The sequence below is a fragment of the Rheinheimera sp. genome (assembly GCF_037442525.1).
Taxonomy (GTDB): Bacteria; Pseudomonadota; Gammaproteobacteria; order Enterobacterales; family Alteromonadaceae; genus Pararheinheimera.
Map to the genome: position 1 here is coordinate 86615 of NZ_JBBIQD010000011.1, position 24136 is coordinate 110750.

The window sequence follows — 24136 nt, forward strand, 5'->3', positions numbered from 1 at the left end:
ACACATTGAACAGACCTTCGGCACAATTAAAAGTTGGGGATTGGTGGTATTTACCCCAGCTCGACAAACTGGTGAAGCTGGATGAACAGGCAAAGGTTCAGCAGAAGCTGGAGCTGGATAATTTGTGCCAGAGTGTGCTGAATTATTTTCTACTGAACCCAGGCCGTCTGATCAGTAAAGAAGAGCTGTTAAAAGAAGTCTGGCATTTGAGTTCGGTCACAGACGGCCGGATAGCCCGGGTGATCAGCATTCTGCGTGATGTGTTGTCTGACGATGTGAAATCCCCCACTTATATCGAAACGATCAATAAAAGGGGTTATCGCTTTATCGCAACGGTGGAAATCGTCGAAATCAAAGCCCCTGCGCCTACTGACTCTGAACCAGTGAAAACAGCTAAACATTGGTTGTGGGCTGTTGGGGTTGCCAGTGCTCTAATCATCGGGGTGTTCGGCTGGTTTTATCTGCAACCAGGCCCCGAAAAAACTGAAGATAAAGTCCTGTTTGGTCATTGGGCTCCGGTGTCCTCTATGGATGGTTTTGAGTACTACCCAAGCTTGTCCAAAGATGGCCGCTATCTGGTGTACAGCTATGCCAAAGCCGGCCAGTTGAAACATGCACTGATGCTGCAGGATTTAACCACCCAGCAAAAATACGCCCTGGTGGACAATGGCACAGACAATTTCGGGGCGGGTTTCAGCCCGGATGGGCGTCAGATTGCTTACCAACGTCTGCATTTCAGAGAAAGCTGCGAAATCCGCTTATTAACCCTGGCTGACGATGAATACCGCTCCGTATTGAAAGACGAAAAGCTGACAGACTGCGGCAAAAACAGCGTTTCAGCCCGAATTAGCTGGTCACCGGATGGGAATTCTTTGTTGTATTCGAGTTCCGAGTCTGAAGAAGCACGGATGGCCATATTCAATTATGATTTTCAAACCAAGAACGTCAGGCAGCTGTTGTTACCATCACCTTTGGGCTTTGGTGATTTTGTTGCTCGTTACTCCAATAAAGGCGATCAGATCGCTTTTTTACGGGATATTGCCAGTGAGGCGGTGCAGTTATGGCTGATGGATTTGAAAAGCCAGGAAACTGCAATGCTGCTGCAATTAGAAAATGCTTACCCAGGGGATATTGTCTGGTCGAAAGATGATCAAACGATCTTATTTCCGGGCTTTGCCAACAGTATAGAGAAAGTTGATCTGGCAGAACCAGTCCAGAAAACTGCGATAGTAACGGACAACAGGATCTATGAACTCCTGATGGCTCCGGATGGCAAGTATATTGGCAGTATAGGGCGCTTTGGTGCCTATCATGTGAAGAAATACAACAATAAGGTATTTAACTCAGAACAATTTAATGAGCCGGTGTTTAAATCGAATCGCGATGAGACATTAGTTGATGTCCATCCAAAAGCTGATAAGCCTTTGGCAGTTGTATCCAGGAGAACTGGCCTTCCACAAATTTGGTTATCTTCTAAAAATGGCGAGCAGAAGATGATCAGTAATTTTGATAAACAGGTGATTATTTCCCAATTGAAGTTTTCCCAATCTGGGCGCTATTTGTTGGCGCTGGTTGATCAAGAGCTTTGGATCTTTACTGAAAATGGCGGAAAAAAAGCTTTGGCTGAAGACAACTCCCCTATGAAAAACATTAGTGTTGACCCATTCAGCGATAGCTTCTTTTATGTAAGCAATCAGTTAGGGCGTTGGCGGGTGATGAAATACAATCCTGACAATGACAGCTCGGAGCTTATTTCTGTTGGAGATGACCTATATGAACACAGTGGAAAAGGAAATTATTTGTTAACAAGAGATGCGGAAACCAGAAAATATAGCTTGTTGTATCAGAATAAAGAAATGGAATTGTCTGCTGAATTGCTTAACAGACTGGTATTCGATCCTCGAATCGAAGTTTCTGAACAAGGAATTTATTTTAGTGGTCAGGATGAAAAGAATAACAACAATGTGCTGTTTTATTCTTTTAAGGAACGGAATATAGTGGCCACCGGAGAAGGGTCAGAGCTGTATACAAGCCGCTTCAGCCTTAGTCCAGACGAGCGTTTTATTTATCTTGTTATTGGTGATACCAGAGATATTGATATAGCGGTACTGAACGTTACACCATAAATTAATTAAAAAATTATATGTAATTCATCAGCTCAATTTTCAGGTTGTCGAGCAAACTCAGTGGCGTCTAATCACCACTTGAGGTCAATTCGATGAAAAGCTTAGTAAAATTAGTAGCTGTTTCCTTATTTATGTTTGCTTCTGTTCAGGGCTATCCAACTTTAAATGTTGAATCTGCGTTAGAAGTTCAATATCAGCAACGGTTGGTTAACACCTGTCCAATCTATCCAATTTGTAAGCAAGAATTTCAATCTGAAGTTGCAGATACGGTAAAAACCGAAGAAAAACAGATGCCATTGATGGCTAATACCTGCCCTATTTACCCAACTTGCAAGCAGGAGTTTGCATCTGAACTTGCATAAATAATTTCTATCACTGCTTGAGACTTGTTTTTTGTATCATTTTTTAAGAGTCTCAACATTACCGCTGAATTCGTTATAATCCGCCTGGGCATATGCAACAGGCGGGTTTATTTTTTATGCAGGAAACAGCAGAGTACCTGAGCTTCGGACCATGGCGGTATCTGCGTTCTGTCGGCAAACTGCAGCATTTTGAGGCGCAGGAAAGTCTGACGCTGGAACCCCGTCTGCATAAACTGCTGAACTATTTTATTGATCATTCTGAGCTGGTATTAAGCCGCGATACCCTGCTGTCTGATGTCTGGGGAGATGGGGCTGGTTCAGATGAAGCTTTGACCCGCGCTATTGCCGCATTGCGCAAGATTTTACAGGACAGCCGCACTCAGCCCACCTATATCGCAACCTTGTCGAAAAAAGGCTACTGCTGGATGGCCCCTGTCAAAGTGGAGCAGGCGCCGGTTGCACCGGCTATTCCGGTTGGAGATGGGCAGCAACTGGCATCTCAGCCTGTTACCCGTGACGAGTCAGCAGTGCTGCACTGGCAATGGCAGCGTAAATTAAGGCTGAAAAAGGCGCGCCATATCTGGGTCAGCTGCGTAGTGCTGCTGCTTTTTAGCTTTGGTTTTGTGTTTTTGTTTAATCAGATGAACCAAAAAGCCAGCCTGCCACGTTACCTGCAGATGACGCCGCTCAGCGCGCAGGATGGTATTGAACGTATGCCATTGCTGGATAACCTGCAATCGATGTTGTTGTATCAGCACAAGGTGCCTGGTGATGGCAGAGAATGGCGCTGGGCCGCACAGCAGCTGAATTCGATGCAGGTGCGGCATGACAATGCGGCCTATCAGCAGTTATCTGAGGCCAGCTGGCTGAATGCACAAGAGATTATTTTCCGTGCCGTACAGGACGACAAATGTGTGTTCTGGCGGCAACAGGTTCAACCTGAATTTCAACCGGCCAGTACCTTGTTTTCCTGCCACTTTTTTGTCGAAAAAGGTCAGGTCCGGCTGGCGGATGGTTTGTTGTGGCTGGATAAAGACCAAGAGACGGGGCAGATGCAGCTCTGGCACTGGAGAAATCAGCGTCAGCAGTTGGTATTGAATTTTCCGGCCGACTGGCGTGAGGTCAGTCATCTGCTGTACCGTCTGAATAAGGCCTATATGTTGGTGCAGCTCGGGTTCAGTCAGTCCATGCTGATTGAACTGGATTTGGAGTCGCTGATCTGGCGGGAGCTGAAATTATTTAACTTCCGTGCGGATCAACTGACCTGGTGGGATGATCAGGAGCTGTTGATCAACCATGGGCCTGATCGTTTTGCCGCATTGTCCTTACGTACTGGTAATGAACGTGTTTTTGGCGAGCTGACCACCAATCTGGCAGATGTCAGCCGGGTGGGAGATTCGCTGTTGGCTGTCAGCCCTAAACACCCTGTCACAGATTTGTTTCAACTGCAATGGGCTGACGGGGACGTCCCTGAATTACGTAGTTTTTCTCCCAGTAACCGAAGCGAGACTCTGATGCTGCGCCGTCCTGGTCAGTATTATTTTATGTCGGAGCGTTCTGGTCTGCCGCAGCTCTGGTTGCTGGATGAAGGCAAACTCAGGCAACTGACCCAGTTTGTGCAGAAGGTACGGGTAGAACAGCTGTTATGGTGGCAACAACAACTCTGGCTGGTGATGGAGCAGCGTCTCTGGCGCTGGGATGACAAGACAGGGCAGCTGCTTCCTTTGTTTGAAGCCCGTGCGGGTGCAGAACACTTTGAAATCTGCAACGACAGACTCTATTGGACTGAGCGTGACAGTGTGGGCTGGTCTTTGTTTGAGTGGCATCAGCGTCAGCCAAAAAAGCTGCTGGAACATGCAGTTCAGGTCCTGTGCGGACCAGAGCAGCAACTATTGGTGCAGTTTGATACACACCATCAGTTACAGCTGCTGGAACAGGGCAAATTAAGGGATCTGGGCCTTCAACTGGACTGGCGTAGCATCGACAGCGCACATATGGTCAGTGACCCACAGGCATTATTCTGGGTCTCCAACCTGAACCGGGTACTGAACCGCTATGACTGGCACAGTAAAAACATCACCCAATGGCGACTGCCGCAGCCGGTGCAGGCTTTGTATCTGTCACAAGGGGCGTTATTTGTGGAGCAGGCCAGAACCACGGATGTGGATGTGGTCTGGCTGCATCCTGAGAAGTAACAGTTAAAGTGCTTTAAAGCTTTGTTCTGCGGCGAAAATAGTTTGAGCCAGATCCGCATCACTATGGGCCAGTGACAGGAAACCGGCCTCATAAGCCGAAGGGGCCAGATACACGCCTTGTTTGAGCATCAGGTGAAAAAAGCGTTTAAAGGCGTCAATGTCACACCGGGTGGCCTGATGGTAATTGGTCACTTGAGTCTCTGCAGTAAAGAACAAGCCGAACATGCCCCCCACCTGTGCAGTCGCCAGTGGGACGCCCGTCTTGTCCGCGGCCTGTTTAATGCCGCTGACGAGCTGAGTTGTTTTGGCGGCCAGGGTTTCATAGACACCGGCTTTGCGGATCTCTGTAAGCGCCGCCAGACCTGCCGCCATCGCGATAGGATTACCGGATAACGTGCCGGCCTGATACACACCACCCAAAGGAGCTATCTGCTGCATAATGTCGCGACGACCGCCAAAGGCACCGACAGGCATGCCACCGCCGATAATTTTACCCAAAGTGGTCAGGTCTGGTTTGATACCGTAATGTGCCTGAGCGCCACCCAAGGCCACCCGGAAGCCGGTCATCACTTCGTCAAAAATCAGCACAGTGCCATGCTGGTCACACAAGCGGCGCAGGGCTTGTAAAAAACCTGGGATTGGTGCGATGCAATTCATATTGCCTGCCACAGGCTCTACGATCACACAGGCCAGCTCCTGTCCTTGTTCAGCGAATATCTGTTCCAGCTGGGGGATATTGTTAAACTCAGCCGTTAAGGTGTATTTAGCGAAATCGGCCGGTACGCCCGGACTGTTGGGGACACCTAAAGTTAAAGCCCCTGAGCCAGCTTTCACCAGCAATGAGTCGGCATGGCCATGGTAGCAGCCCTCAAACTTGAGAATGCTGTTGCGGCCGGTAAAGCCCCGGGCCAGCCGAATCGCACTCATAGTCGCTTCAGTGCCGGAGCTGACCATCCGTACCATTTCCATGCTGGGTACCAGCTCAGACACAGTTTCGGCCATAGTAATTTCGGCGGGACAAGGTGCGCCAAAACTCAGGCCCTTTTCGGCGGCTTTTATCACAGCTTCGCGGATAGCCGGGTGGTTGTGGCCCAGCAACATTGGGCCCCAGGAACCGATGTAATCAATGTATTTATTGCCATCGACATCAAACAGGTAGGCGCCATCGGCCCGGTCAATAAACACCGGGGTGCCACCGACGCTTTTAAAAGCGCGCACTGGGGAATTCACCCCACCAGGAATGGTTTGCTGCGCTTGTTGAAATAATTGTTCGGAACGGGACATAAAATTTCCTTAAAAATAGCCTTGCTTAGCTTTGGCCTTTATTGCTGTACCAAGGCACTTCACACTCGTATTTGCTGACCAGCTGTTCTACCCCTAAGGTCAATGCAAACAGTGCCATTCGCACCAGGACGCCGTTATCGGCCTGACGGAAGATCGCCAGGTTCGGATTCAGGTTTAAGTCGTTATCCAGCTCATTGGCTTCCAGCCGGGAATCCCGCGGCAGCGGATGCATAATCACAGTGTTGGATTTGCAGTGGCGGGTATAAATTTCCTGATTCAACCGGAATTTTCCGCGGTATTTGTTGGCTTCTTCCTGCGACGGGAAACGCTCTTCCTGAATGCGGGTCTGGTAGACAATATCGGCGTTCAGGTTGCCTTCCAGCACGTCAGTGATCCGGACTTGATGACCGGCATTTTCAATCAGACTGACAATTTCATCCGGCATCGCCAGCTCATTGGGGGCAATCAGGGTGAACTGAATATTTTTATACAGCGCCAGCAGTTTGGACAGCGAGTGCACAGTACGGCCAAATTTTAAATCGCCAATCATGGCAATATGCATACCGTCCATCTGCTGCTGACTGGCGGCCAGCTCTTTTTCGATGGTGAATAAATCCAGCAGAGCCTGGGTCGGGTGTTCGTTGGCACCATCGCCGCCATTGAGCACAGGCACCCGGCTGCCTTCCGCAAACTCGGCGACTGAACCGGCCTGCGGGTGGCGCATGGCAATCACATCGCTGTAGCTGCTGATCACCCGGGCGGTGTCAAATAAGGATTCACCTTTGGACAGCGCTGACGACTGCATGCCGGTGGTTTCGCGCACTTCGCCGCCAAGCAGATTAAAAGCACAGCCAAAACTGACGCGGGTTCTGGTGCTGGGTTCAAAAAAAAGATTGCCTAAAATAGCACCATCCAGCACTTTGGTGCGTTTCTGCCGTCTTGCATAAGGTTCCATGCTACGGGCAATGTCAAACACCTGTTGAATTTTGTCACGGTCAAACTGTTTAACGGAGAGAATGTGTTCGCCTTTGAAGCTCATATCAGTTGCTCTTCTGCTGAGGGTTGTGCTGTGCCGGGGCGGCAAGAAATCGGCCGTGATCATAGCAAAAAAGCTGGCACAAAACGATTGTCTGCTGTGCTGCAGAAGCTGTGATGTCAGGGTTTAATCACAGCCAGAATCACTACGGCAAACAGGATCAGTACCGGTAGCTCATTAAAAATGCGGTAAAACCTGGCGCTGCGTTTGTTGCGGCCGTGACGGAAGTCGGCCAGCAACTTAAAGCAGTAGCCATGGTACAGATACAGCAGGCCGACCAGAACCAGTTTGAGATGTAACCAATGACTGGCGGCAAACCAGGTTTTGCCATAAAGATGAATAAGCGCCAGACCAAAAACAGCGGTCAGCACGGCAAAAGGAGTGACGAAATACAGCAGGCGCCGCTCCATAATTTTCAGCTGGGCGTCGACATCGGCGCTCTGACTTTGGGCGTGGTAAACAAAAAGCCGCGGCAGGTAAAAGATACCGGCAAACCAGCACACCATAAAAATAATGTGAAAAGCTTTCAGCCATAACAAGGTCATATCAGATTGTTCTCTTTGGTCAATAAAACCCGCACCTGTTCCCAGCGGATAATACCCAGCAGGGATTCAGCCTGAGCCGGATCGTAAATAGCGACCAGGCCACCTTTTTGTTCATCCAGTACCGCATGCACATCGGCCATGGTGGCCTGATGATCCAGCTTCTGTACTGTGTCTCTTTTCAGCGCCGTTTGCTCAGTCATCGCGGTAGTCAGGTCATAATCCAGCCAGTCCAGACCTTGCTGGCTTTGTACCAGTAACAACTGCTGCGGTTCCTTCTGGTCCAGCACGGCCTGAATATCCTGGTCGCTGGCGTTGTGCAGCAACAGGTAGTTTTTATCCAGCATGGCCAGCACTCCAACTTTCTGCAGCACGTCGTCAGCAGGTGCCAGCTTGTACGGCAATTGTTGCAGTTCCAGCTGCAACACAAAAATGGATTTGTTTTTAAACAACTGCACTGTGGTGACATAAGCACAAATAATCACCAGCATGGCAGGCACTATAACGTCGGGGTTGTACGACAGCTCCATCACGGCAACCAAAGCTGCCAATGGTGCATGCAACGTAGCGGCCATAAATCCGGCCATGCCCAAAGCCCCGTAAGTGCCGGCAAATTCAGGCGCATCCGCCAGCCAGGATGGCAGCATCGACAAAATGGTGCCCATCAGCACACCAATACCAAACACCGGACCCACAGCGCCTCCAGGCACGGCCAGACCGACAGCGACAACCGTCAGTAGAAACTTTGCCAGCAGAATCCCCAACAATAACCAGAATTGGTCGGCGGCGGTCACAGAATAGAAAATAGCGCCGGTTTCTGCACCAAGCGCTTGTGGGATCAGATGACCGACTGCTGCAGTCAGTGCTGCAGCCACCAGCAGTTTCACTGCCAGGTGCCAGCCTCTGCTGAGTTTTAGCAACCAATAAATACTCTGGTTAAAGCCATAAGCAGCAGCGCCAATGCCGATACCACAGAGTACCAGATAGGGCAGGTGCCAGCCGCTGATGCTGATAATTTGCAGCGCGGCCAAATCGTTTCCCATGCCAAAGACGCCGCGGCTGAGCAGTGCCCCAACCACGGCTGACAACATCACAGGGATAAACACGTGAATACGGTACTCACGCAGTACCACTTCCATGACAAAAATGACTGCCGCCAGAGGTGTGTTGAATGATGCAGAAATGGCTGCGGCAATACCACAGCCAGCCAGAATACGGATACTGTTGTAAGGCAGTTGCAGATAGTGTCCAAGCTGACCTGCGGCATAAGCCCCCAGATGCACAGAAGGACCTTCGCGTCCGACCGAAAATCCGCTGGATAAAGCAATGATGCCGCCAAAAAACTGATAACAGGTATTTCGAAAAGGCAGCACACCGTAGCGGGTTTTTACTCGGTGGATCACATAGGCAATGCCGAGCCGGTAATGAGCCAGACCAATCAGCATCACCATCAGGCTGATCAGCAGCGCTGCGACAAAGGGCAGAATCCAGCGGTACTCTGCAGCAATGCCGGAAAAATCATCCGTTCTGTCCAGATAGAAACTTTGAATACCAATAATGGTCAGACGGAACAACAGGATCAGCAATGCCGCTGCAGCCCCGGCCACCACAGCCAACAGACACAATTGCACTGAGGTCAGAGGAAATGCCAGTCTGAGGCGTAATTTTGCTTGCCAGTCTCTGGGTAATAACATGCTATGATCGGCTGTTCGAACCTGTGGCAAGTGTAACATAACTTATTGAGTAGTTTGATGAATCAAGTGCAGTTGTTATTTTGGTTACGCAGCCGTTGGCGTCAGTTGCTGTTGACTTTGGGCTTAATTGGGTTGGCCTGGTGGGCAGGCCAGATCTTTGGTAATTATTATTATCTGGAGCAGGTGAATCTGTTGTCGTCCCGGCTGGAAGAGAGCCAGCAACGCAGCAATAAAGTGACGGCTGAACTGAATGAGCAGCTGAAACAAAATGATTACCTGACGGCTGAACTGGCAGTGGAAAAAAGTGCTTCACAACTGCTGCAGAAAGATCTGAAGGCTCAGCAGCAAAAGTTGTTCGACACCCGCAAAGAACTGGCGTTTTACCAACGCATTATGTCGTCAGAACCTCAGGCATCAGGGGTGTTGATTGACAGTTTCAGTATCAGTAAAGGTGCGGCCCCAGGAAACTATCGCTTTAATCTGGTGCTGATCCAACAGGACCAGCAACGCAAATTCGCCAAAGGCACGTTGGAGCTGACGCTCAGCGGCTGGCAGCAAGACCAAAAAGCCAACCAGGATCTGTTGAAACTCGCGGGTTTCAGCAAAAGTGATAAAGCCTTTAGTTTTAAATACTTTCAGATTATTGAAGGGGAGTTCAGTCTGCCCGAAGGCTTTGCCGCTGAAAAAATAGAAGTGCAGCTGAAGGTGGCGGGCAATCGCAGCAGCCGCATCGAAAAGAGCTTCTTTTGGCCAAATGGCCAGTCTGGCGAAATACTTGAATAAATTAGTCAGGTATTAGATAATCCGCGCCCAGTTTGACCGGAGGTTTTATGTCTGAATTACAGGTTCCTATTCAGTTTACAGATGCTGCTGCAAACAAAGTGCTGGCGTTGGTCACAGAAGAGGAAAATCCGGAGTTAAAACTGCGGGTTTATATTACAGGGGGTGGCTGTTCTGGTTTCCAGTATGGTTTTACCTTTGACGAAAAGGTCAATGATGGTGACCTGGTTGTTGAAAAAAACGGCGTTGTGATGGTGGTTGACCCGATGAGTCTGCAGTATCTGATGGGCGGCACTGTCGATTACACCGAAGGTCTTTCCGGCAGCCGCTTTATTGTGCAAAACCCGAATGCGACCACCACTTGTGGTTGTGGTTCCAGCTTTTCAGTCTGATCTCTTGAGGCAGCATGTCAACTGATGACGTGCTGCACACTCCCAGCTAGTTCCTTAATCTTTTCTTTGCTTTGTTCCCCTGACCAGACAAATTTTTTCATCGGTTAATCAACAAAAATCAGCGACAAATGCCGTGTTTTTTCAGCACTGAGCTGTACGCTCTCCTGAAGCTATGATTTAATGAAAGAGCTTTATTTTTTTGCTTATTGGGACATCCCATAAGCTTTTGGATTTTTATTTGGCAGGAAGTTTAAGTAGTAAAACAGGGCGTGTTTATGCGCCAGGAGAACAATTAAATGAAAGGCACGAAAAGTGTAATCTCTGACGAGAACAAAAAGCTTTGTGTATGGTTAAAAAGGCAGCGCCAGGAGAAAGGACATACGATGCGCAGCCTGTCGGAAATTCTAGGAACTCCCCACTCTTTTATTGGCAAGGTTGAAAATCAGGAGCGTCGCCTGGACGTGATTGAATACGTGCGCTATTGCCACGCATTGGAAATTGATCCTATGGAAGGTTTACGGCAAGTGCTGGCAGACGCCTGAAGCTTGTCTTCTTTCAGCTGAAAAAATGCCGCTTACTGCGGCGTTTTTTTTATCAGCCAGAGACAAAGCAAAATGGCAGGTAAGCCCATCAACGCTGTCATGATAAAGAAGCGGTCATAATCCAGTACTTCAACCCAGCCACCGGAAAAACCACCAAGGAACTTGGGCAGTAACAACATCAGTGAGCTGAACAACGCGTACTGGGTGGCTGTGTATTGCAAATTCACCAACGAAGAGAGATAGGCAATAAAGGCACTGGTGGCAATGCCTGCACTCAGGTTATCCATCGAAATTACCGCGATCAGCAAATTCAGCTGATGTCCCTGAGTACTCAAATAACTGAACAGTAAGTTGGTCAGGGCACTGAGTACAGCCCCAAGCAATAGGATACGCAAAATACCAAAGCTGTTGATCAACACGCCGCCTAATGCAGCACCCACTAAGGTCATAATGACACCAAAGACTTTGGACACACTGGCCACTTCTTCTTTGCTAAATCCCATATCAACGTAAAACACGTTGGCCATCACTCCCATCACCACGTCGGTAATGCGGTAGCAGGCTATCAGGCTCAGGATCAGCAAGGCATTCCAGCCATTGCGGCGGAAAAAGTCGATAAAGGGTCCCAAAATAGCCGTATTGAGCCAATGTTTCAGACGGTTGAACGCTGAAGCCTGAGAGGTCTGATGTTGAGGTGGCAGCTGCTGTTCAGGTTCAGGAGATAACAGCGTATTCACCAGAGCCAGCCCCATACAGGCCGCCATCACCAGATAAGTGGACTGCCAGGCACCCAGCTGGTACTGAGGCTGGTGCTGACCAAACCAGGCGGCCAGCCATAAAGTACCGGCGGACGAAAAGATCATCGCCAGCCGGTAACCCGCCAGATAGGATGCAGCTAAGGCGGCCTGTTGTTTATCCGGAGCGCTTTCAATGCGGTACGCATCAATCGCAATGTCCTGCGTCGCTGAAGCCACGGCCAGCACTACGGCATAAGCCGCCATCAAATGCAGTTGTTGTTGTGGATCAGTTCCTGCCATCGCGACAATGGCCAGGATGATCAACAACTGCGAGGCGGCTAACCAGCTTCGGCGCCTGCCGAGTTTCTTTAAAAAGGGCAGGGCACAATGGTCCACCAAAGGTGACCAGAACAATTTAATGGCATAGGCCATCACCACCCAGCTGAAATAGCCTATTTGCTCACGTGATACGCCAGCTTCGCGTAACCAGAAGGATAAAACGCCAAAGACCAGCATCAAAGGCAAGCCGCCACTGAAGCCCAGAATAAACACAGTCAGGACCGAACGACGGGCATAAAGCTGGATGGCGGAACGGACAGAAGACAGCAGAGACAAAAACAGATACCAGCAGAAGGATGTTGCCGATTAGCTTACCTGTTCGGTGCAGAAGGTCAAGTCAGGGGCGGACCCCGACACAACTCAGAGGTAAATCGCCGTGACCATATAAAAAACCCAGGCAATACTGCAATTCGCGGCGCAACAGTTTGTTATGACGAAGTTCTGGTTCAGACCAGTATTCAATCTGATACAGCAGATGCCAGAACACCTGCTCTTTAAAACTTTCAGGCCTCAGATCGTGCACCCTCAGTTGCGACCATTCCTCCAGAGTATCCCAGACAAATAAATGCAGTTCACGGTAAGGCAGGTGACCACGTAAAAAGCGAGAGAGATAAAACACCAACTGGCGGGATTTTACATCGATAAAGCGACTGAGCATAACAGAGACCCTCAGAGGAGCCGGCCCCTGCCAACTCCATTGCCTGAAAGCAAGTATAGACGGCTTTAAGCCTCTGGCAGTAACACCACCTGTTTCAGCAGAATGGGTTGTTTAGGCACATTCTGCCAGCCAGTCACGGGGTCGGTATGAGTCTCCATGGTTTTGATGGCTTCGAGCACTTCAAAGCCTTCCTGAATTTGACCAAATACGGTGTAACCCCAGCCACGGCCCGGGTCCAGGCTGCTGTTGTCATTCAGGTTAAAATAAAACTGGCTGGTCGCGGAGTGCGGGTCATTCTGCCGGGCCATCGCAATGCTGCCAAACTGATTTTTCAGCCCGTTGCCGGATTCATTGAAAATGGGTTTAAATTCCTCAACTTGTGCCATGTTTTGTTTATAGCCGCCTCCCTGCACCACAAAATCGGGCTCCAGCCGGTGAAAAATGGTGTTGTCATAGGCTTTTAAACTGACATAACTTAAAAAGTTGTTGACCGCTATAGGAGCCCGGATCCGATCCAACTCAACGGTGATCATACCGGCCGAGGTTATAAACCGTACTTTGGGGAACAGATTGTTTGGTTGCATATACTGGCCTTTTGGGGCTTCTGCAGCCTGAGCGACAGAGAACCCCAATAATGCAGCACACAAATACAAAAACTGACGCATGCTCTGTTACCCCTTGGCGTAGCTGTGCCAGCTCTGATCTTTTAACAGCTCAGCCAGAACCTGCTCTGTCAGTACCCGCAGTTTGCCTTCAGCGACCGCTGTATCCAGTTTAAAGGGACCTGAATAACTGCTTTTACCGGCATAAGCTTTGTCAAAAGAACCTGCACTGTTTTCAATGATCAGTTTCAGTTCGACGTCATTTTTCACCAGATGCTCGACGGTACGTTGATCCGCATCGGCATTCAGGCGGAGAATTTGCACTGTAATGCTGGTGGGGCTGCTGGATACCACCTGAGCACCCTGCGCCTGAAATGCATTGGTTAATGAGATCTCCAGGGTTTCAGCCAGATTGTTACTGGTTGGGCGGGAATTCACTTTGGCACCGTCGCGCAAAAATAACGTCTGATCGCTATTTCGTTGATCAATTACCTGCAGGCTAAACTCCGCGCCTTTTAACTCATTGCTCTGATGCCAGAACACCTGAGGTGACACGATAAAGGATGAAGTGGTGTTGCTGCAGGCTGTTAAGCCCAGACACAAAGCGACAAGCAGATAACGCATAATCAGTTCCTCTTCATAGCTTCTAAAATGACAAATTTTGGGTTGCCGGCCACCAGCCTGCAATGACCAAAGCTTTGTTTCAGATGGACATAGTACGGCAAATGTCGGTTGGCCACTACCCGCAACCGGCCACCTGCTTTCAGGCAACGTTTGGCATCTTTGAACATTTGCATGGCTATATGTTCAGTGACCGCCTGTTGTTGATGAAAAGGTGGATTGCAAATCACCCAATCCAGACTTTTATCCGGCTGCTGGCTCATACAGTCGTCAACCCTGAATTCTGCCTGAGCCGCTGATAGTTCTGGATTCGCCTGCAAGCTGGCTTGCGCCGACGCAATGGCCTGGTAGGAGTCGTCAAAAAACAGCAGCTGGGTCTGAGGCTGTTGTTGCATTAATGCCAACCCCAGTACGCCATTGCCGCAACCCAGATCTGCCACTAATGAATTTTCTGTCACTGGCAGGTGTTCCAGCAGGAAGCGGGCTCCGATATCCAGCTGTTCGCGCGAAAATACCGCCGGGTAATTGCTCAGGCTAAGGTTGTATTCCTCAAGAGCCCAGCTGGCAACTGGTGACAAGTCACGAACCTGGCCATGCCAGTGACAACGCAGGTAACGGCATTTTTTGTGTTGCAATGAGGCTTCCACCGGACCTAATTCCTGCCGGAAGATATCCAGAAGATTCTGATGCAAATCTTTGGCTTTGCCTGCCGCCAGAATCACAGTATGGGGATGAATCACCTGGCTCAGTTTCTGTAACAGAAAACGCAGGTAACTGTGTTGCTGGGGAACTTTCAACAGCACCAGGTCTACTTTATCCGGCCAGGCCTGCAGGCTGTCCTGCCAGCACAAAGCGGATGCAGACAATTGATTCTGCGCTCTGTTAAACAACGCGGCCTGTTGGCTGATGTAGGAATCCCCAATGCTACAGTGCGGATGCTCGCCGATGGCACAGGATAAAGCGCCAAAGCTGTCATTGAGCAGTAACACCGAACTGTCGGCTTTGTGCTGCAGAGCCTGCAGACTCTGTTCAATCAACAGCTCGTCAGCTGCATCCCAGGCCTGTAAACTGCGGTTTTTCTGTTCCAGGGGCCAACGGTGCAACTGCAGTTCAAGGCCGGCACAGGAAAATTTGATGGTCATGCTGAATCATTCATAACAAAAGGAGCGCTATTTTGACAGAAGGCCCAGGTGGCGACAACGGTCAGTCTTGTCAGGAGCTGGCTTTACCCGGAGCAAGGCTGCAGTACTGGCCGGAGTGGCTGCAGGCAAAAGACGCTGAACGCTGTTTTGAGCTATTGCAATCTGATCTGGACTGGCAACAACCTGAACTGCGGCTCTATGGCCGATCAGTGCCAATTCCACGACGCCAGGTCTGGATGGGAGACGCTCATTGCAGCTACCGTTATTCCGGCCTGTTGTTTGAGCCTGTGCCATGGCATCCGCTGGTGCTGCAATTGACCAATCAACTTAATCAGCAAACCGGGCTGGGGTTCAACGCCGTGCTGTTGAACTGGTATGCAAATGGACAAGAGCATATGGGCTGGCATTCGGACGATGAACCCGAACTTGGCAGAGCACCACAAATTGCATCACTTAGTCTCGGAGAAGAGCGTTGGTTTGAACTGAGTCATAAGACTCAGGGAATGCAGTTCAAATTGATGTTGCAGCATGGTTCCCTGTTGCTGATGGGCGGAGACTGTCAGCGCTTTTGGCGGCATCGGGTGGCCAAAATGGCCAAAGCACAGCAGGGACGTATCAATCTGACTTTTCGGAAACTGATAAAAACTGCAAAGTAAATATATTTTTTCAGCCACAGCATAGGCTTAGCAGCATTTGCATCAATGCTGGGCTGACAACACAGATGCCCTTAACTAGAGTGAAGAAGAGGAGCAATCAAGGAGACAAGCTATGTTGGTTCATACGTTAATAGAACAGAAGTTGCTGCACGCTTTTGATCCTGTGTTCCTGGATGTGGTGAACGAAAGCCATATGCACAGTGTTGGCCCAGGGGCAGAATCGCATTTTAAAGTAGTGATTGTGACCTCTGCTTTTGAAGGACAGCGGTTGTTACAACGGCACCGTTCCGTGAATGCAGTGGTCGCAGAGGAGCTGGCTGAAAAAATCCATGCTTTGGCCTTGCATACCTATACACCCAGCGAGTGGTACGAGTATTACGCTGAAAAACCACCGGCATCACCTAAATGCCTTGGCGGCAGCAAACGCGATAAACTGCCAGTCACGGAGTAGGGCGCCTTGGGCGCCTTTTTTCTGCCCGTGGTTTTTTCGGTCGAAGGGGCGTCTGGTACTTTATTTGCAGTAAAGCTGCAGGTATCTTCTCTGATCAGACCTGTTTTTCAGGTTAACGGCTTAAACTAGCTGGCAATTTTCAACCACGAATAGGTTTAGTTATGGTTATTCAACCTAAGATCCGCGGCTTTATCTGCACCAATGCTCATCCTGTAGGTTGCGCTGAACACGTCAAAGAGCAAATCGATTACGTAAAACAACAAGGCGCTATTGCTCAGGGGCCGAAGAATGTGTTGGTTATTGGCGCTTCTACAGGGTACGGCCTTGCGTCCCGTATCAGTGCCGCTTTTGGTTCTGGTGCTGCTACCTTGGGCATTTTCTTTGAAAAAGAGCCAACCGAAGGTAAGACCGCATCAGCAGGTTGGTACAACACTGTGGCTTTTGAACAGGCAGCTTCTGCCGCTGGTTTATGGAATAAACATATCAACGGTGATGCCTTTACCGATGAGCTGAAATCTCAGGCTATTGATCTGATCCGTCGTGAGATGGGCAAAATTGATTTAGTGGTGTACAGCCTGGCCGCTCCACGCAGGAAAGACCCGGTCTCAGGTGAAGTGTACAGCTCAGTATTGAAACCTATTGGTCAGTCTTACACGGCTAAGAACCTGAATACCAGCAAAGGTGAAATTGAAGAAGTTTCAGTGGAGCCGGCCAATGAGCAGGAAATTTTCAATACCGTCAAAGTGATGGGGGGCGAAGACTGGGAGCGCTGGCTGGACCAATTGCAGGCGGCTGGTGTGTTGGCTGATGGTTGTCAGACTGTGGCTTACACCTACATAGGGAAAGAACTGACCTGGCCTATTTATGGCAAAGCCACCATAGGGAAAGCGAAGGAGGATCTGGACAGAGCGGCCACCGCTATTACCGACAAATTAGCCAACTTAAAAGGCCATGCTTATGTAGCATCACTGAAAGCATTGGTGACTCAGGCCAGTTCTGCCATCCCAATTATGCCGCTCTATATTTCGTTGCTGTACAGGGTGATGAAAGAGCAGGGCAGCCACGAAGGTTGTATCGAACAGATCTACGGTTTATTTACTCAGTGCCTGTATAACAGTCAGCGTCAGCTCGACGAAGCTGGCCGTCTGCGCATGGATGGCAAAGAGCTGGCGGATGAGATTCAGGGCGCTGTGAAAGAATTGTGGGGTCAGGTGACGACTGACACTATTGATAGCCTGACGGACTACAAAGGCTACCATAATGAGTTTTTACGGCTGTTTGGTTTTGGCTACAGCCATGTGAACTACGAAGCAGATGTTGAGGCCTTATTGCCATTGAAAAATCTGGTGTAATGAAGAAGCCGCAGTGATGCGGCTTTTTTTTGCCGGTGATCGGATCATCTGTCGACTCATCTCGCCTGTTTTCAGGAGCTGAATTCGTCTAAAACTAAAGTTGGATTGCTTGTTTGGTCGCTTCAGAGGCAAAGCCGACAAAGTTGACTACACTAGGTTTCGGTCGGCCGAAATGCCTGAATAATTTGTTGATTAACATAGATAGACCGCGGCAATAGTGCTAGAATCCGCGACTTTGGTACGTGTGTCCTAATGGTGGGATTGTCGCTCAGTCATCATTGTTTCAGGATGCGCTGCGAAGGCAAGTAGCCGAAAAACCAGGCCCAGTTTCTTTCCGTTAAAGTAGTGCAAGTACGTATGATAAAAATCAAAAAAGGATTGGACATTCCCCTCGCGGGCAGTCCTAAACAAGAAATCCATGATGGTCCGTCCATCAAACATGTCGCTGTACTTGGCGAAGAGTATGTCGGTATGCGTCCCACAATGCTGGTTGAGGTTGGGGATCGTGTTAAAAAAGGTCAGGCGCTTTTCGAAGACAAGAAAAACCCTGGCGTTTTATTTACCGCTGCTGTTGCCGGTACAGTCAAAGAGATCAACCGCGGTGCCAAACGTGTTCTGCAATCTGTGGTGATTGAGGCCGATGGTGATGATGCCATCAGTTTTGACCATTACGATGCGGCTCAGTTGGCCAGCCTGACCGGTGAACAGGTTCGCAAGAACTTACAGCAGTCAGGTTTATGGGCTGCTTTGCGCACCCGTCCTTTCAGTGCCATTCCTGCGGTAGACAGTGACGCTCGTGCTATTTTCGTCACTGCGATGGATACCAATCCATTGGCAGCCGATCCGGCGCTGATCATTGCCCGCCGTGCCGATGACTTTAGCCGCGGTCTGGCAGTGTTGTCCCGCCTGAACAGCAAAGTTTATCTGTGCAAAAAAGCGGGCAGTTCAGTGCCTGCTGTGCCTTCTGTACAGGTGGCTGAGTTTGATGGCCCGCACCCGGCTGGTTTACCTGGTACTCATATTCACTTCCTTGATGCGGCCAGTTACACCAAAGTGGTGTGGCATATCGGTTATCAGGACGTGATCGCCATTGGCCATTTGTTTGCCACTGGCCAACTGGATAGCAGCCGTGTGATTGCTTTAGGCGGGCCAGTTGTAAAAAATCCTCGCTTAATCAGCACGTTACTTGGCGCATCTTTGGCTGAGCTGACTCAAGGTGAACTGACTGAAGGCCAAAACCGGGTTATTTCAGGGTCAGTGCTGTCTGGTAAAACTGCGGTGGGCGTGCATGGCTATGTCGGCCGTTACCATGTTCAGGTGTCAGTGCTGGCTGAAGGTTATGAGAAAGAGTTTATCGGTTGGGCTATGCCTGGTTCTGACAAGTTCTCCATCACCCGTGCTTATTTATCTCATTTGAATCCAAAACGTTTGTTTAATATGACGACCTCGACCAACGGTTCAGATCGCGCCATGGTACCTATCGGTAACTACGAGCGTGTCATGCCACTGGATATTCTGCCGACGCTGCTGTTACGTGACCTGTTGGTTGGCGATGTGGATGAGGCGGTCGCCTTGGGTTGTTTGGAACTGGATGAAGAAGATCTGGCGTTGTGCAGCTTTGTCTGCCCAGGCAAATACGACTATGCCTCAGCACTGCGTAGTTGCCTGACCAGCATCCAGAAGGAAGGCATATAATGAGTCTGAAGCATTTCTTAGAAAAGATTGAGCCGCAGTTCGAAAAAGGCGGCAAACACGAGAAGTGGTATGCCCTGTATGAAGCTGTGGCTACTATTCTGTATACCCCTGGACTGGTGAACAAAACCGGTACTCATGTGCGTGACAGTATTGACCTGAAACGGATCATGATTTTCGTCTGGTTGATGTTATTCCCGGCTTTGTTCTTTGGCATGTTTAATATTGGCCACCAGTCCGTTCTGGCGCTGCAGGCTGGTTTTGGCACGCCAGATACCTGGCAGGTTGCATTGTTCCAGGCCTTTGGTGGTGAATTAACTGCTGAATCTGGTTGGGGCAGCAAAATGTGGTACGGGGCCTGCTGGTTCCTGCCGATTTACGCGACTGTGTTTATTGTCGGTGGTTTCTGGGAAGTTCTGTTTGCTTCTATCCGTAAACATGAAGTCAATGAAGGGTTCTTCGTCACTTCTATTCTGTTTGCGCTAATTCTGCCTGCTTCTATTCCGTTGTGGCAAGCTGCTTTAGGTATCACCTTCGGTGTGGTTGTGGCGAAAGAAGTCTTTGGCGGTACTGGCCGCAACTTCTTAAATCCGGCTCTGGCTGGCCGTGCTTTCCTGTTCTTCGCTTACCCGGCTGAAATTTCAGGCGACAAAGTATGGACTGTGGCAGACGGTTATGCAGGCGCTACCTGGTTGTCTAATGCGGCCAATGGTCAGGTGTCTGACTGGTCTATCAATGCCCAGTGGTGGGACGCCTTCTACGGTTTTATTCCGGGTTCAGTCGGTGAAACCTCATTCCTGGCGCTGATGATCGGTGGTCTGGCGCTGATTTACTTCCGTATTGCGTCCTGGCGCATTGTGGCCGGTGTCATGATCGGTACCATTTTGTTCTCTACCCTGTTCAACCTGATTGGTTCTGAAACTAACCCCATGTTTGCCATGCCCTGGTACTGGCATATCGTGTTGGGTGGTTTTGCCATTGGTATGTTCTTTATGGCCACCGACCCTGTATCAGCCTCATTTACTGACAAAGGGAAGTGGGCATATGGCATTCTGATTGGTTTTATGGTTGTGATGATCCGTGTGGTGAACCCTGCCTATCCAGAGGGCATGATGCTGGCGATTCTGTTCGCCAACCTGTTTGCTCCTTTATTCGATTACATGGTTGCTCAGGCGAACATCAAACGGAGGCTTGCTCGTAATGTCTAGCAATAACGATTCTATCGGCAAAACCTTTTTTGTGGTGATTGCCCTGTGTCTGGTTTGCGCTATTTTTGTAGCGACGGCGGCTGTCCAGCTGCGTCCAAAGCAAGCTGAAAACAAGTTGCTGGATTCCCAGAAGAATATTCTGATTACGACCGGCCTGTTGTCTGGCACCGATATCAAAGATCTATACAGCAAGCATATTCAGGAACGTTATGTAGACCTGAATACCGGTGAATTTGTGGAAAAGCCAGCAGGTTTTGAATACCGCAAAGCAATGAAAGACCCGGCTAGCAGCGTTAAGCTGGAGGGGGCTGAAGACTTGGCGTCTATCAAATCCCGCGCCAATATAGCGCCTGTGTATTTTGCCTATAACAACGGTGTGGATTCAGGTGAATTGTCTGCCATCGTTCTACCTATTCATGGGTACGGTTTATGGTCAACCATGCACGCCTTTCTGGCGTTGGACAAAGACGGCAATACCATTAAAGGGTTGAATTACTACGAACATGGTGAAACGCCAGGTTTGGGTGGTGAAGTTCAGAACCCGAAATGGGTGGCTCAATTTGTTGGCAAAAAACTGTTGGATGACGCAGGTCAGCCAGCAATCAAAGTACTGAAACCAGGCAATGCCAACCCAGCTTCAGCCTCTGAAGTGGATGGTCTGTCTGGCGCCACTCTGACCAGTAATGGTGTGCAACATACCTTTGATTTCTGGACTGGTGCCAAGGGCTTTGCCCCGTTCCTGGCGAAAGTTCGTGATGGAGCATTAAACAATGGCTAGTGCAAAAGAAATTAAAACCGTCCTGTTTGGGCCTGTTTTTGCGAATAACCCAATTGCATTGCAGGTGTTAGGTATTTGTTCAGCTCTGGCTGTAACAACCAAAATGGATAAAGCTTTGGTAATGGGGATTGCGCTTACTTTGGTAACTGCATTCTCTAACCTGTTTATCTCATTGATCCGTAATCACATACCTTCAAGTGTGCGTATTATCGTGCAAATGACCATCATCGCGTCTTTGGTGATTGTGGTGGACCAGATCCTGAAAGCCTTCGCCTATAATGTGGCCAAAGAGCTGTCGGTATTCGTCGGTCTGATCATCACCAACTGTATCGTGATGGGGCGTGCTGAAGCCTATGCGATGAAAACAGGTCCTGGCATGAGTTTCCTGGACGGCATTGGTAATGGTCTGGGCTACAGTGTGCTGTTGCTGATCGTTGCTTTTATCCGCGAACTCTTTGGTTCAGGCACTGTGTTCGGCGTAGAAATTCTGCCACTCATCAGTGCTGGTGGCTGGTATCAGCCAATGGGTCTGTTGTTAATGCCGCCAAGTGCATTCTTCATCATTGGCCTGTTTATTTGGGTTCTGCGGACCTTCCGCCCTGAACAGCAAGAGAAGTAAGAGGGGCTGACATGGAACATTATTTAAGTTTATTCGTTCGCGCTGTCTTTATTGACAACCTGGCGTTGGCCTTCTTTTTGGGTATGTGCACCTTTATCGCCGTATCCAAACAGATTAAAACGGCTTTCAGCTTAGGTATTGCGGTCACTTTCGTTCTGGGCTTATCTGTACCTGTAAACCAGTTGGTGTACCACAACCTGCTGGCTCCTGGTGCTTTGGCCTGGGCTGGTTTGCCAGAAGCCGATTTAAGCTTCCTTGGTTTCATTACTTATATCGGTGTAATAGCTGCATTGGTGCAGATTGTTGAGATGTTCCTCGACAAATACGTACCTGCGCTTTACAACGCCTTAGGGATTTTCTTGCCTCTGATCACAGTAAACTGTGCAATTTTCGGTGCTGTGGCCTTTATGGTTGAGCGTGATTATGCCTTCGGTGAAAGTGTGGTGTTTGGTTTAGGTAGTGGTATTGGCTGGACTCTGGCTATTACCCTGATGGCGGCTGTGAGTGAAAAACTGAAGTACGCGGATATCCCTGCGGGTCTGCGTGGTTTGGGTTCACGTTTTATCATGGTAGGCCTGATGGGACTGGGCTTTATGTCCTTCTCTGGCGTATCGCTGTAAGTAATTGCTGTAAAAGGAAAGATCAATGCAAGAGATATATCTTGGCGTTGGAATGTTCACCCTGTTGGTTGTAGCCCTGGTCGTTATGATCCTGGCTGCCAAAGCCAAACTGGTATCTTCAGGTGACATTACCATCAACATTAATGGTGATCCGAGTCTGGCGCTCAAAACCAAAGCCGGCGGCAAATTACTTGGCGCTCTGGCCGACAGAGGAATTTTCCTGTCATCAGCCTGTGGTGGTGGTGGTTCATGCGGTCAATGCCGCGTGCACGTTCACGCCGGTGGTGGTGACGTATTGCCTGTTGAAATGGGCCACCTGAACAAAACAGAACGCCGTGAAGGTTGCCGTCTGGCTTGTCAGGTCAGTGTAAAAACTGACATGGACATTGAAGTGGAGCCGGAAATTTTCGGTATTAAAAAGTGGGCCTGTACTGTTATTTCTAACGATAACAAAGCCACTTTTATTAAAGAACTGAAGCTGGCTATTCCGGACGGTGAGTCTGTGCCGTTCCGTGCCGGTGGTTATATTCAAATCGAAGCTCCTGCTCACCATGTAAAATATGCGGACTTCGATATTCCTGAACAATACCGCGGTGACTGGGAACGCTTTAAGTTCTTCACACTGGAATCAAAAGTGGATGAGCCGACCATTCGTGCTTACTCCATGGCGAACTATCCGGAAGAAGAAGGCATTATCATGCTGAACGTGCGTATCGCGACGCCGCCACCAAACAACCTGACGTTGCCATGCGGTAAGATGTCGTCGTACATCTGGAGTCTGAAAGCCGGTGATAAAGTAACTATTTCTGGTCCATTTGGTGAGTTCTTCGCCAAAGACACCGACGCAGAAATGGTATTTATCGGTGGTGGTGCAGGTATGGCACCGATGCGTTCGCATATTTTCGACCAGCTGCGTCGCCTGAAATCCAAACGTAAGATCACCTTCTGGTACGGTGCCCGTTCCAAACGTGAAATGTTCTACGTGGAAGATTTCGACATGCTGCAGGCGGAAAACGATAACTTCCAGTGGCATGTAGCCTTGTCTGATCCTCAGCCAGAGGACAACTGGACGGGTTACACCGGCTTTATTCACAACGTTATTTATGAGAATTACCTGAAGAACCACAAAGCGCCAGAAGATTGTGAGTTCTACATGTGTGGTCCTCCAATGATGAACAAAGCGGTGATCAATATGCTGAAAGATTTAGGTGTGGAAGACGACAACATTCTGTTGGACGACTTCGGCGGCTAAGCCACAGCGACCTCTGCAAAAGCCAGCGTGATGCTGGCTTTTGTTTATCTGTTTGACGGCGGCTGGTGCTGGCAGCGCAAACAAAGGCGGCAGATCAGCGGACAGAATTGTGTTACACTGCGCGCCAGTTTTATCTCCCTTCAGGTGTGGTATGGAAATTTATATTCTGACCTTTGTGGTGCTGCTGGTGGTGATCCTTGCCATGGCGGTGGGTTATATACTGCAACAAAAAACCATAGCGGGTAGCTGTGGTGGCTTAGGTGCTTTAGGGATTGAAAAAGCCTGCGACTGCGATACGCCGTGCGAACGACGCAAAGAGCGTTTACGTAAAGAACAAGAGTGGCAGCAAAACAAAATTATCTGATACTGCAGTGATGGTCTGCTTGCAGAACATCACCGGTGTTTTTTCTGAATGACCTGCCTGCTTGCAGGTCTTTTTATTTATGGGGTACTGAA

25 protein-coding genes are annotated in these 24136 nt (G+C 49.3%); 16 read left to right on the plus strand and 9 right to left on the minus strand.

All coding sequences use genetic code 11. The features are described from left to right. The first annotated feature begins 5 nt into the window (after positions 1-5). The 3 genes from WKJ03_RS14965 to WKJ03_RS14975 all read left to right on the plus strand — a co-directional run bounded on the left by WKJ03_RS14965 (position 6) and on the right by WKJ03_RS14975 (position 4683). Complete coding sequence (locus WKJ03_RS14965) at positions 6-2126, plus strand: winged helix-turn-helix domain-containing protein (protein ID WP_337843038.1); 2121 nt, start codon at positions 6-8, stop codon at positions 2124-2126. 92 nt (positions 2127-2218) lie between these two features. Further along, positions 2219-2488 (plus strand): hypothetical protein, encoded by a 270-nt coding sequence (locus WKJ03_RS14970; RefSeq protein WP_337843039.1) that lies wholly within the window; start codon positions 2219-2221, stop codon positions 2486-2488. 116 nt (positions 2489-2604) lie between these two features. After that, positions 2605-4683, plus strand: coding sequence for a winged helix-turn-helix domain-containing protein (locus WKJ03_RS14975; RefSeq protein WP_337843040.1), 2079 nt, complete (start codon positions 2605-2607; stop codon positions 4681-4683). A gap of 3 nt (positions 4684-4686) precedes the next feature. Here the strand turns inward: WKJ03_RS14975 and hemL are convergent, their stop codons facing one another. The 4 genes from hemL to WKJ03_RS14995 all read right to left on the minus strand — a co-directional run bounded on the left by hemL (position 4687) and on the right by WKJ03_RS14995 (position 9239). Further along, complete coding sequence (gene hemL / locus WKJ03_RS14980; protein WP_337843041.1) at positions 4687-5967, minus strand: glutamate-1-semialdehyde 2,1-aminomutase; 1281 nt, start codon at positions 5965-5967, stop codon at positions 4687-4689. 25 nt (positions 5968-5992) lie between these two features. Next, the gene (locus WKJ03_RS14985; RefSeq protein ID WP_337843042.1) at positions 5993-7006 is read right to left on the minus strand and encodes an aspartate carbamoyltransferase; all 1014 of its coding nucleotides are present in this window, start codon (positions 7004-7006) and stop codon (positions 5993-5995) included. A gap of 116 nt (positions 7007-7122) precedes the next feature. After that, entirely contained in the window at positions 7123-7548 is a 426-nt protein-coding gene (gene hemJ / locus WKJ03_RS14990) for a protoporphyrinogen oxidase HemJ (protein ID WP_337843043.1), read from the minus strand. Then, complete coding sequence (locus WKJ03_RS14995) at positions 7545-9239, minus strand: chloride channel protein (RefSeq protein ID WP_337843044.1); 1695 nt, start codon at positions 9237-9239, stop codon at positions 7545-7547. The genes hemJ and WKJ03_RS14995 overlap by 4 nt, the downstream gene beginning before the upstream one ends. A 57-nt stretch (positions 9240-9296) precedes the next feature. Between WKJ03_RS14995 and WKJ03_RS15000 the strand changes: the two genes are divergently transcribed. From WKJ03_RS15000 to WKJ03_RS15010, 3 genes are all read left to right on the plus strand, one after another. Continuing rightward, positions 9297-10022 (plus strand): DUF6776 family protein, encoded by a 726-nt coding sequence (locus WKJ03_RS15000; RefSeq protein WP_337843045.1) that lies wholly within the window; start codon positions 9297-9299, stop codon positions 10020-10022. Between the two features lie 47 nt (positions 10023-10069). Further along, entirely contained in the window at positions 10070-10411 is a 342-nt protein-coding gene (gene erpA / locus WKJ03_RS15005; RefSeq protein WP_337843046.1) for an iron-sulfur cluster insertion protein ErpA, read from the plus strand. Positions 10412-10707: 296 nt separating this feature from the next. After that, positions 10708-10953 carry a helix-turn-helix transcriptional regulator gene (locus WKJ03_RS15010; protein ID WP_337843047.1) on the plus strand — a complete coding sequence of 82 codons (246 nt, stop codon included), beginning with the start codon at positions 10708-10710 and terminating at the stop codon, positions 10951-10953. A gap of 32 nt (positions 10954-10985) precedes the next feature. Here the strand turns inward: WKJ03_RS15010 and WKJ03_RS15015 are convergent, their stop codons facing one another. The 5 genes from WKJ03_RS15015 to WKJ03_RS15035 form a co-directional block, all read right to left on the minus strand. Continuing rightward, positions 10986-12305, minus strand: a complete 1320-nt coding sequence (locus WKJ03_RS15015; protein ID WP_337843048.1) for an MFS transporter — start codon at positions 12303-12305, stop codon at positions 10986-10988. Between the two features lie 61 nt (positions 12306-12366). Continuing rightward, positions 12367-12687 carry a hypothetical protein gene (locus tag WKJ03_RS15020; RefSeq protein ID WP_337843049.1) on the minus strand — a complete coding sequence of 107 codons (321 nt, stop codon included), beginning with the start codon at positions 12685-12687 and terminating at the stop codon, positions 12367-12369. Positions 12688-12752: 65 nt separating this feature from the next. Continuing rightward, entirely contained in the window at positions 12753-13352 is a 600-nt protein-coding gene (locus tag WKJ03_RS15025) for a peptidylprolyl isomerase (protein WP_337843050.1), read from the minus strand. Positions 13353-13358: 6 nt separating this feature from the next. After that, the gene (locus tag WKJ03_RS15030) at positions 13359-13913 is read right to left on the minus strand and encodes a YajG family lipoprotein (protein ID WP_337843051.1); all 555 of its coding nucleotides are present in this window, start codon (positions 13911-13913) and stop codon (positions 13359-13361) included. Between the two features lie 2 nt (positions 13914-13915). Continuing rightward, the gene (locus tag WKJ03_RS15035; RefSeq protein WP_337843052.1) at positions 13916-15052 is read right to left on the minus strand and encodes a methyltransferase; all 1137 of its coding nucleotides are present in this window, start codon (positions 15050-15052) and stop codon (positions 13916-13918) included. Positions 15053-15084: 32 nt separating this feature from the next. Between WKJ03_RS15035 and WKJ03_RS15040 the strand changes: the two genes are divergently transcribed. The 10 genes from WKJ03_RS15040 to nqrM all read left to right on the plus strand — a co-directional run bounded on the left by WKJ03_RS15040 (position 15085) and on the right by nqrM (position 24044). Continuing rightward, the gene (locus tag WKJ03_RS15040) at positions 15085-15708 is read left to right on the plus strand and encodes an alpha-ketoglutarate-dependent dioxygenase AlkB (RefSeq protein WP_337843053.1); all 624 of its coding nucleotides are present in this window, start codon (positions 15085-15087) and stop codon (positions 15706-15708) included. 112 nt (positions 15709-15820) lie between these two features. Next, positions 15821-16159: a BolA/IbaG family iron-sulfur metabolism protein gene (locus WKJ03_RS15045; RefSeq protein WP_337843054.1), complete on the plus strand. Its 339-nt coding sequence runs from the start codon at positions 15821-15823 to the stop codon at positions 16157-16159. Positions 16160-16320: 161 nt separating this feature from the next. Then, positions 16321-17511, plus strand: a complete 1191-nt coding sequence (fabV, locus tag WKJ03_RS15050) for an enoyl-ACP reductase FabV (RefSeq protein WP_337843055.1) — start codon at positions 16321-16323, stop codon at positions 17509-17511. A gap of 357 nt (positions 17512-17868) precedes the next feature. After that, positions 17869-19206, plus strand: a complete 1338-nt coding sequence (locus WKJ03_RS15055; RefSeq protein ID WP_337843056.1) for a Na(+)-translocating NADH-quinone reductase subunit A — start codon at positions 17869-17871, stop codon at positions 19204-19206. After that, the gene (locus tag WKJ03_RS15060; protein WP_337843057.1) at positions 19206-20411 is read left to right on the plus strand and encodes an NADH:ubiquinone reductase (Na(+)-transporting) subunit B; all 1206 of its coding nucleotides are present in this window, start codon (positions 19206-19208) and stop codon (positions 20409-20411) included. The genes WKJ03_RS15055 and WKJ03_RS15060 overlap by 1 nt, the downstream gene beginning before the upstream one ends. Further along, entirely contained in the window at positions 20404-21189 is a 786-nt protein-coding gene (locus tag WKJ03_RS15065) for a Na(+)-translocating NADH-quinone reductase subunit C (RefSeq protein ID WP_337843058.1), read from the plus strand. The genes WKJ03_RS15060 and WKJ03_RS15065 overlap by 8 nt, the downstream gene beginning before the upstream one ends. Continuing rightward, positions 21182-21808 carry an NADH:ubiquinone reductase (Na(+)-transporting) subunit D gene (locus tag WKJ03_RS15070; protein ID WP_337843059.1) on the plus strand — a complete coding sequence of 209 codons (627 nt, stop codon included), beginning with the start codon at positions 21182-21184 and terminating at the stop codon, positions 21806-21808. The genes WKJ03_RS15065 and WKJ03_RS15070 overlap by 8 nt, the downstream gene beginning before the upstream one ends. An 11-nt stretch (positions 21809-21819) precedes the next feature. Next, on the plus strand, positions 21820-22428 hold the full coding sequence (gene nqrE, locus WKJ03_RS15075) for an NADH:ubiquinone reductase (Na(+)-transporting) subunit E (RefSeq protein ID WP_337843060.1): 609 nt from the start codon (positions 21820-21822) through the stop codon (positions 22426-22428). Positions 22429-22453: 25 nt separating this feature from the next. After that, complete coding sequence (gene nqrF / locus WKJ03_RS15080; protein ID WP_337843061.1) at positions 22454-23680, plus strand: NADH:ubiquinone reductase (Na(+)-transporting) subunit F; 1227 nt, start codon at positions 22454-22456, stop codon at positions 23678-23680. Between the two features lie 151 nt (positions 23681-23831). Next, positions 23832-24044 (plus strand): (Na+)-NQR maturation NqrM, encoded by a 213-nt coding sequence (gene nqrM / locus WKJ03_RS15085; protein WP_337843062.1) that lies wholly within the window; start codon positions 23832-23834, stop codon positions 24042-24044. The last annotated feature ends 92 nt before the right edge of the window (positions 24045-24136 follow it).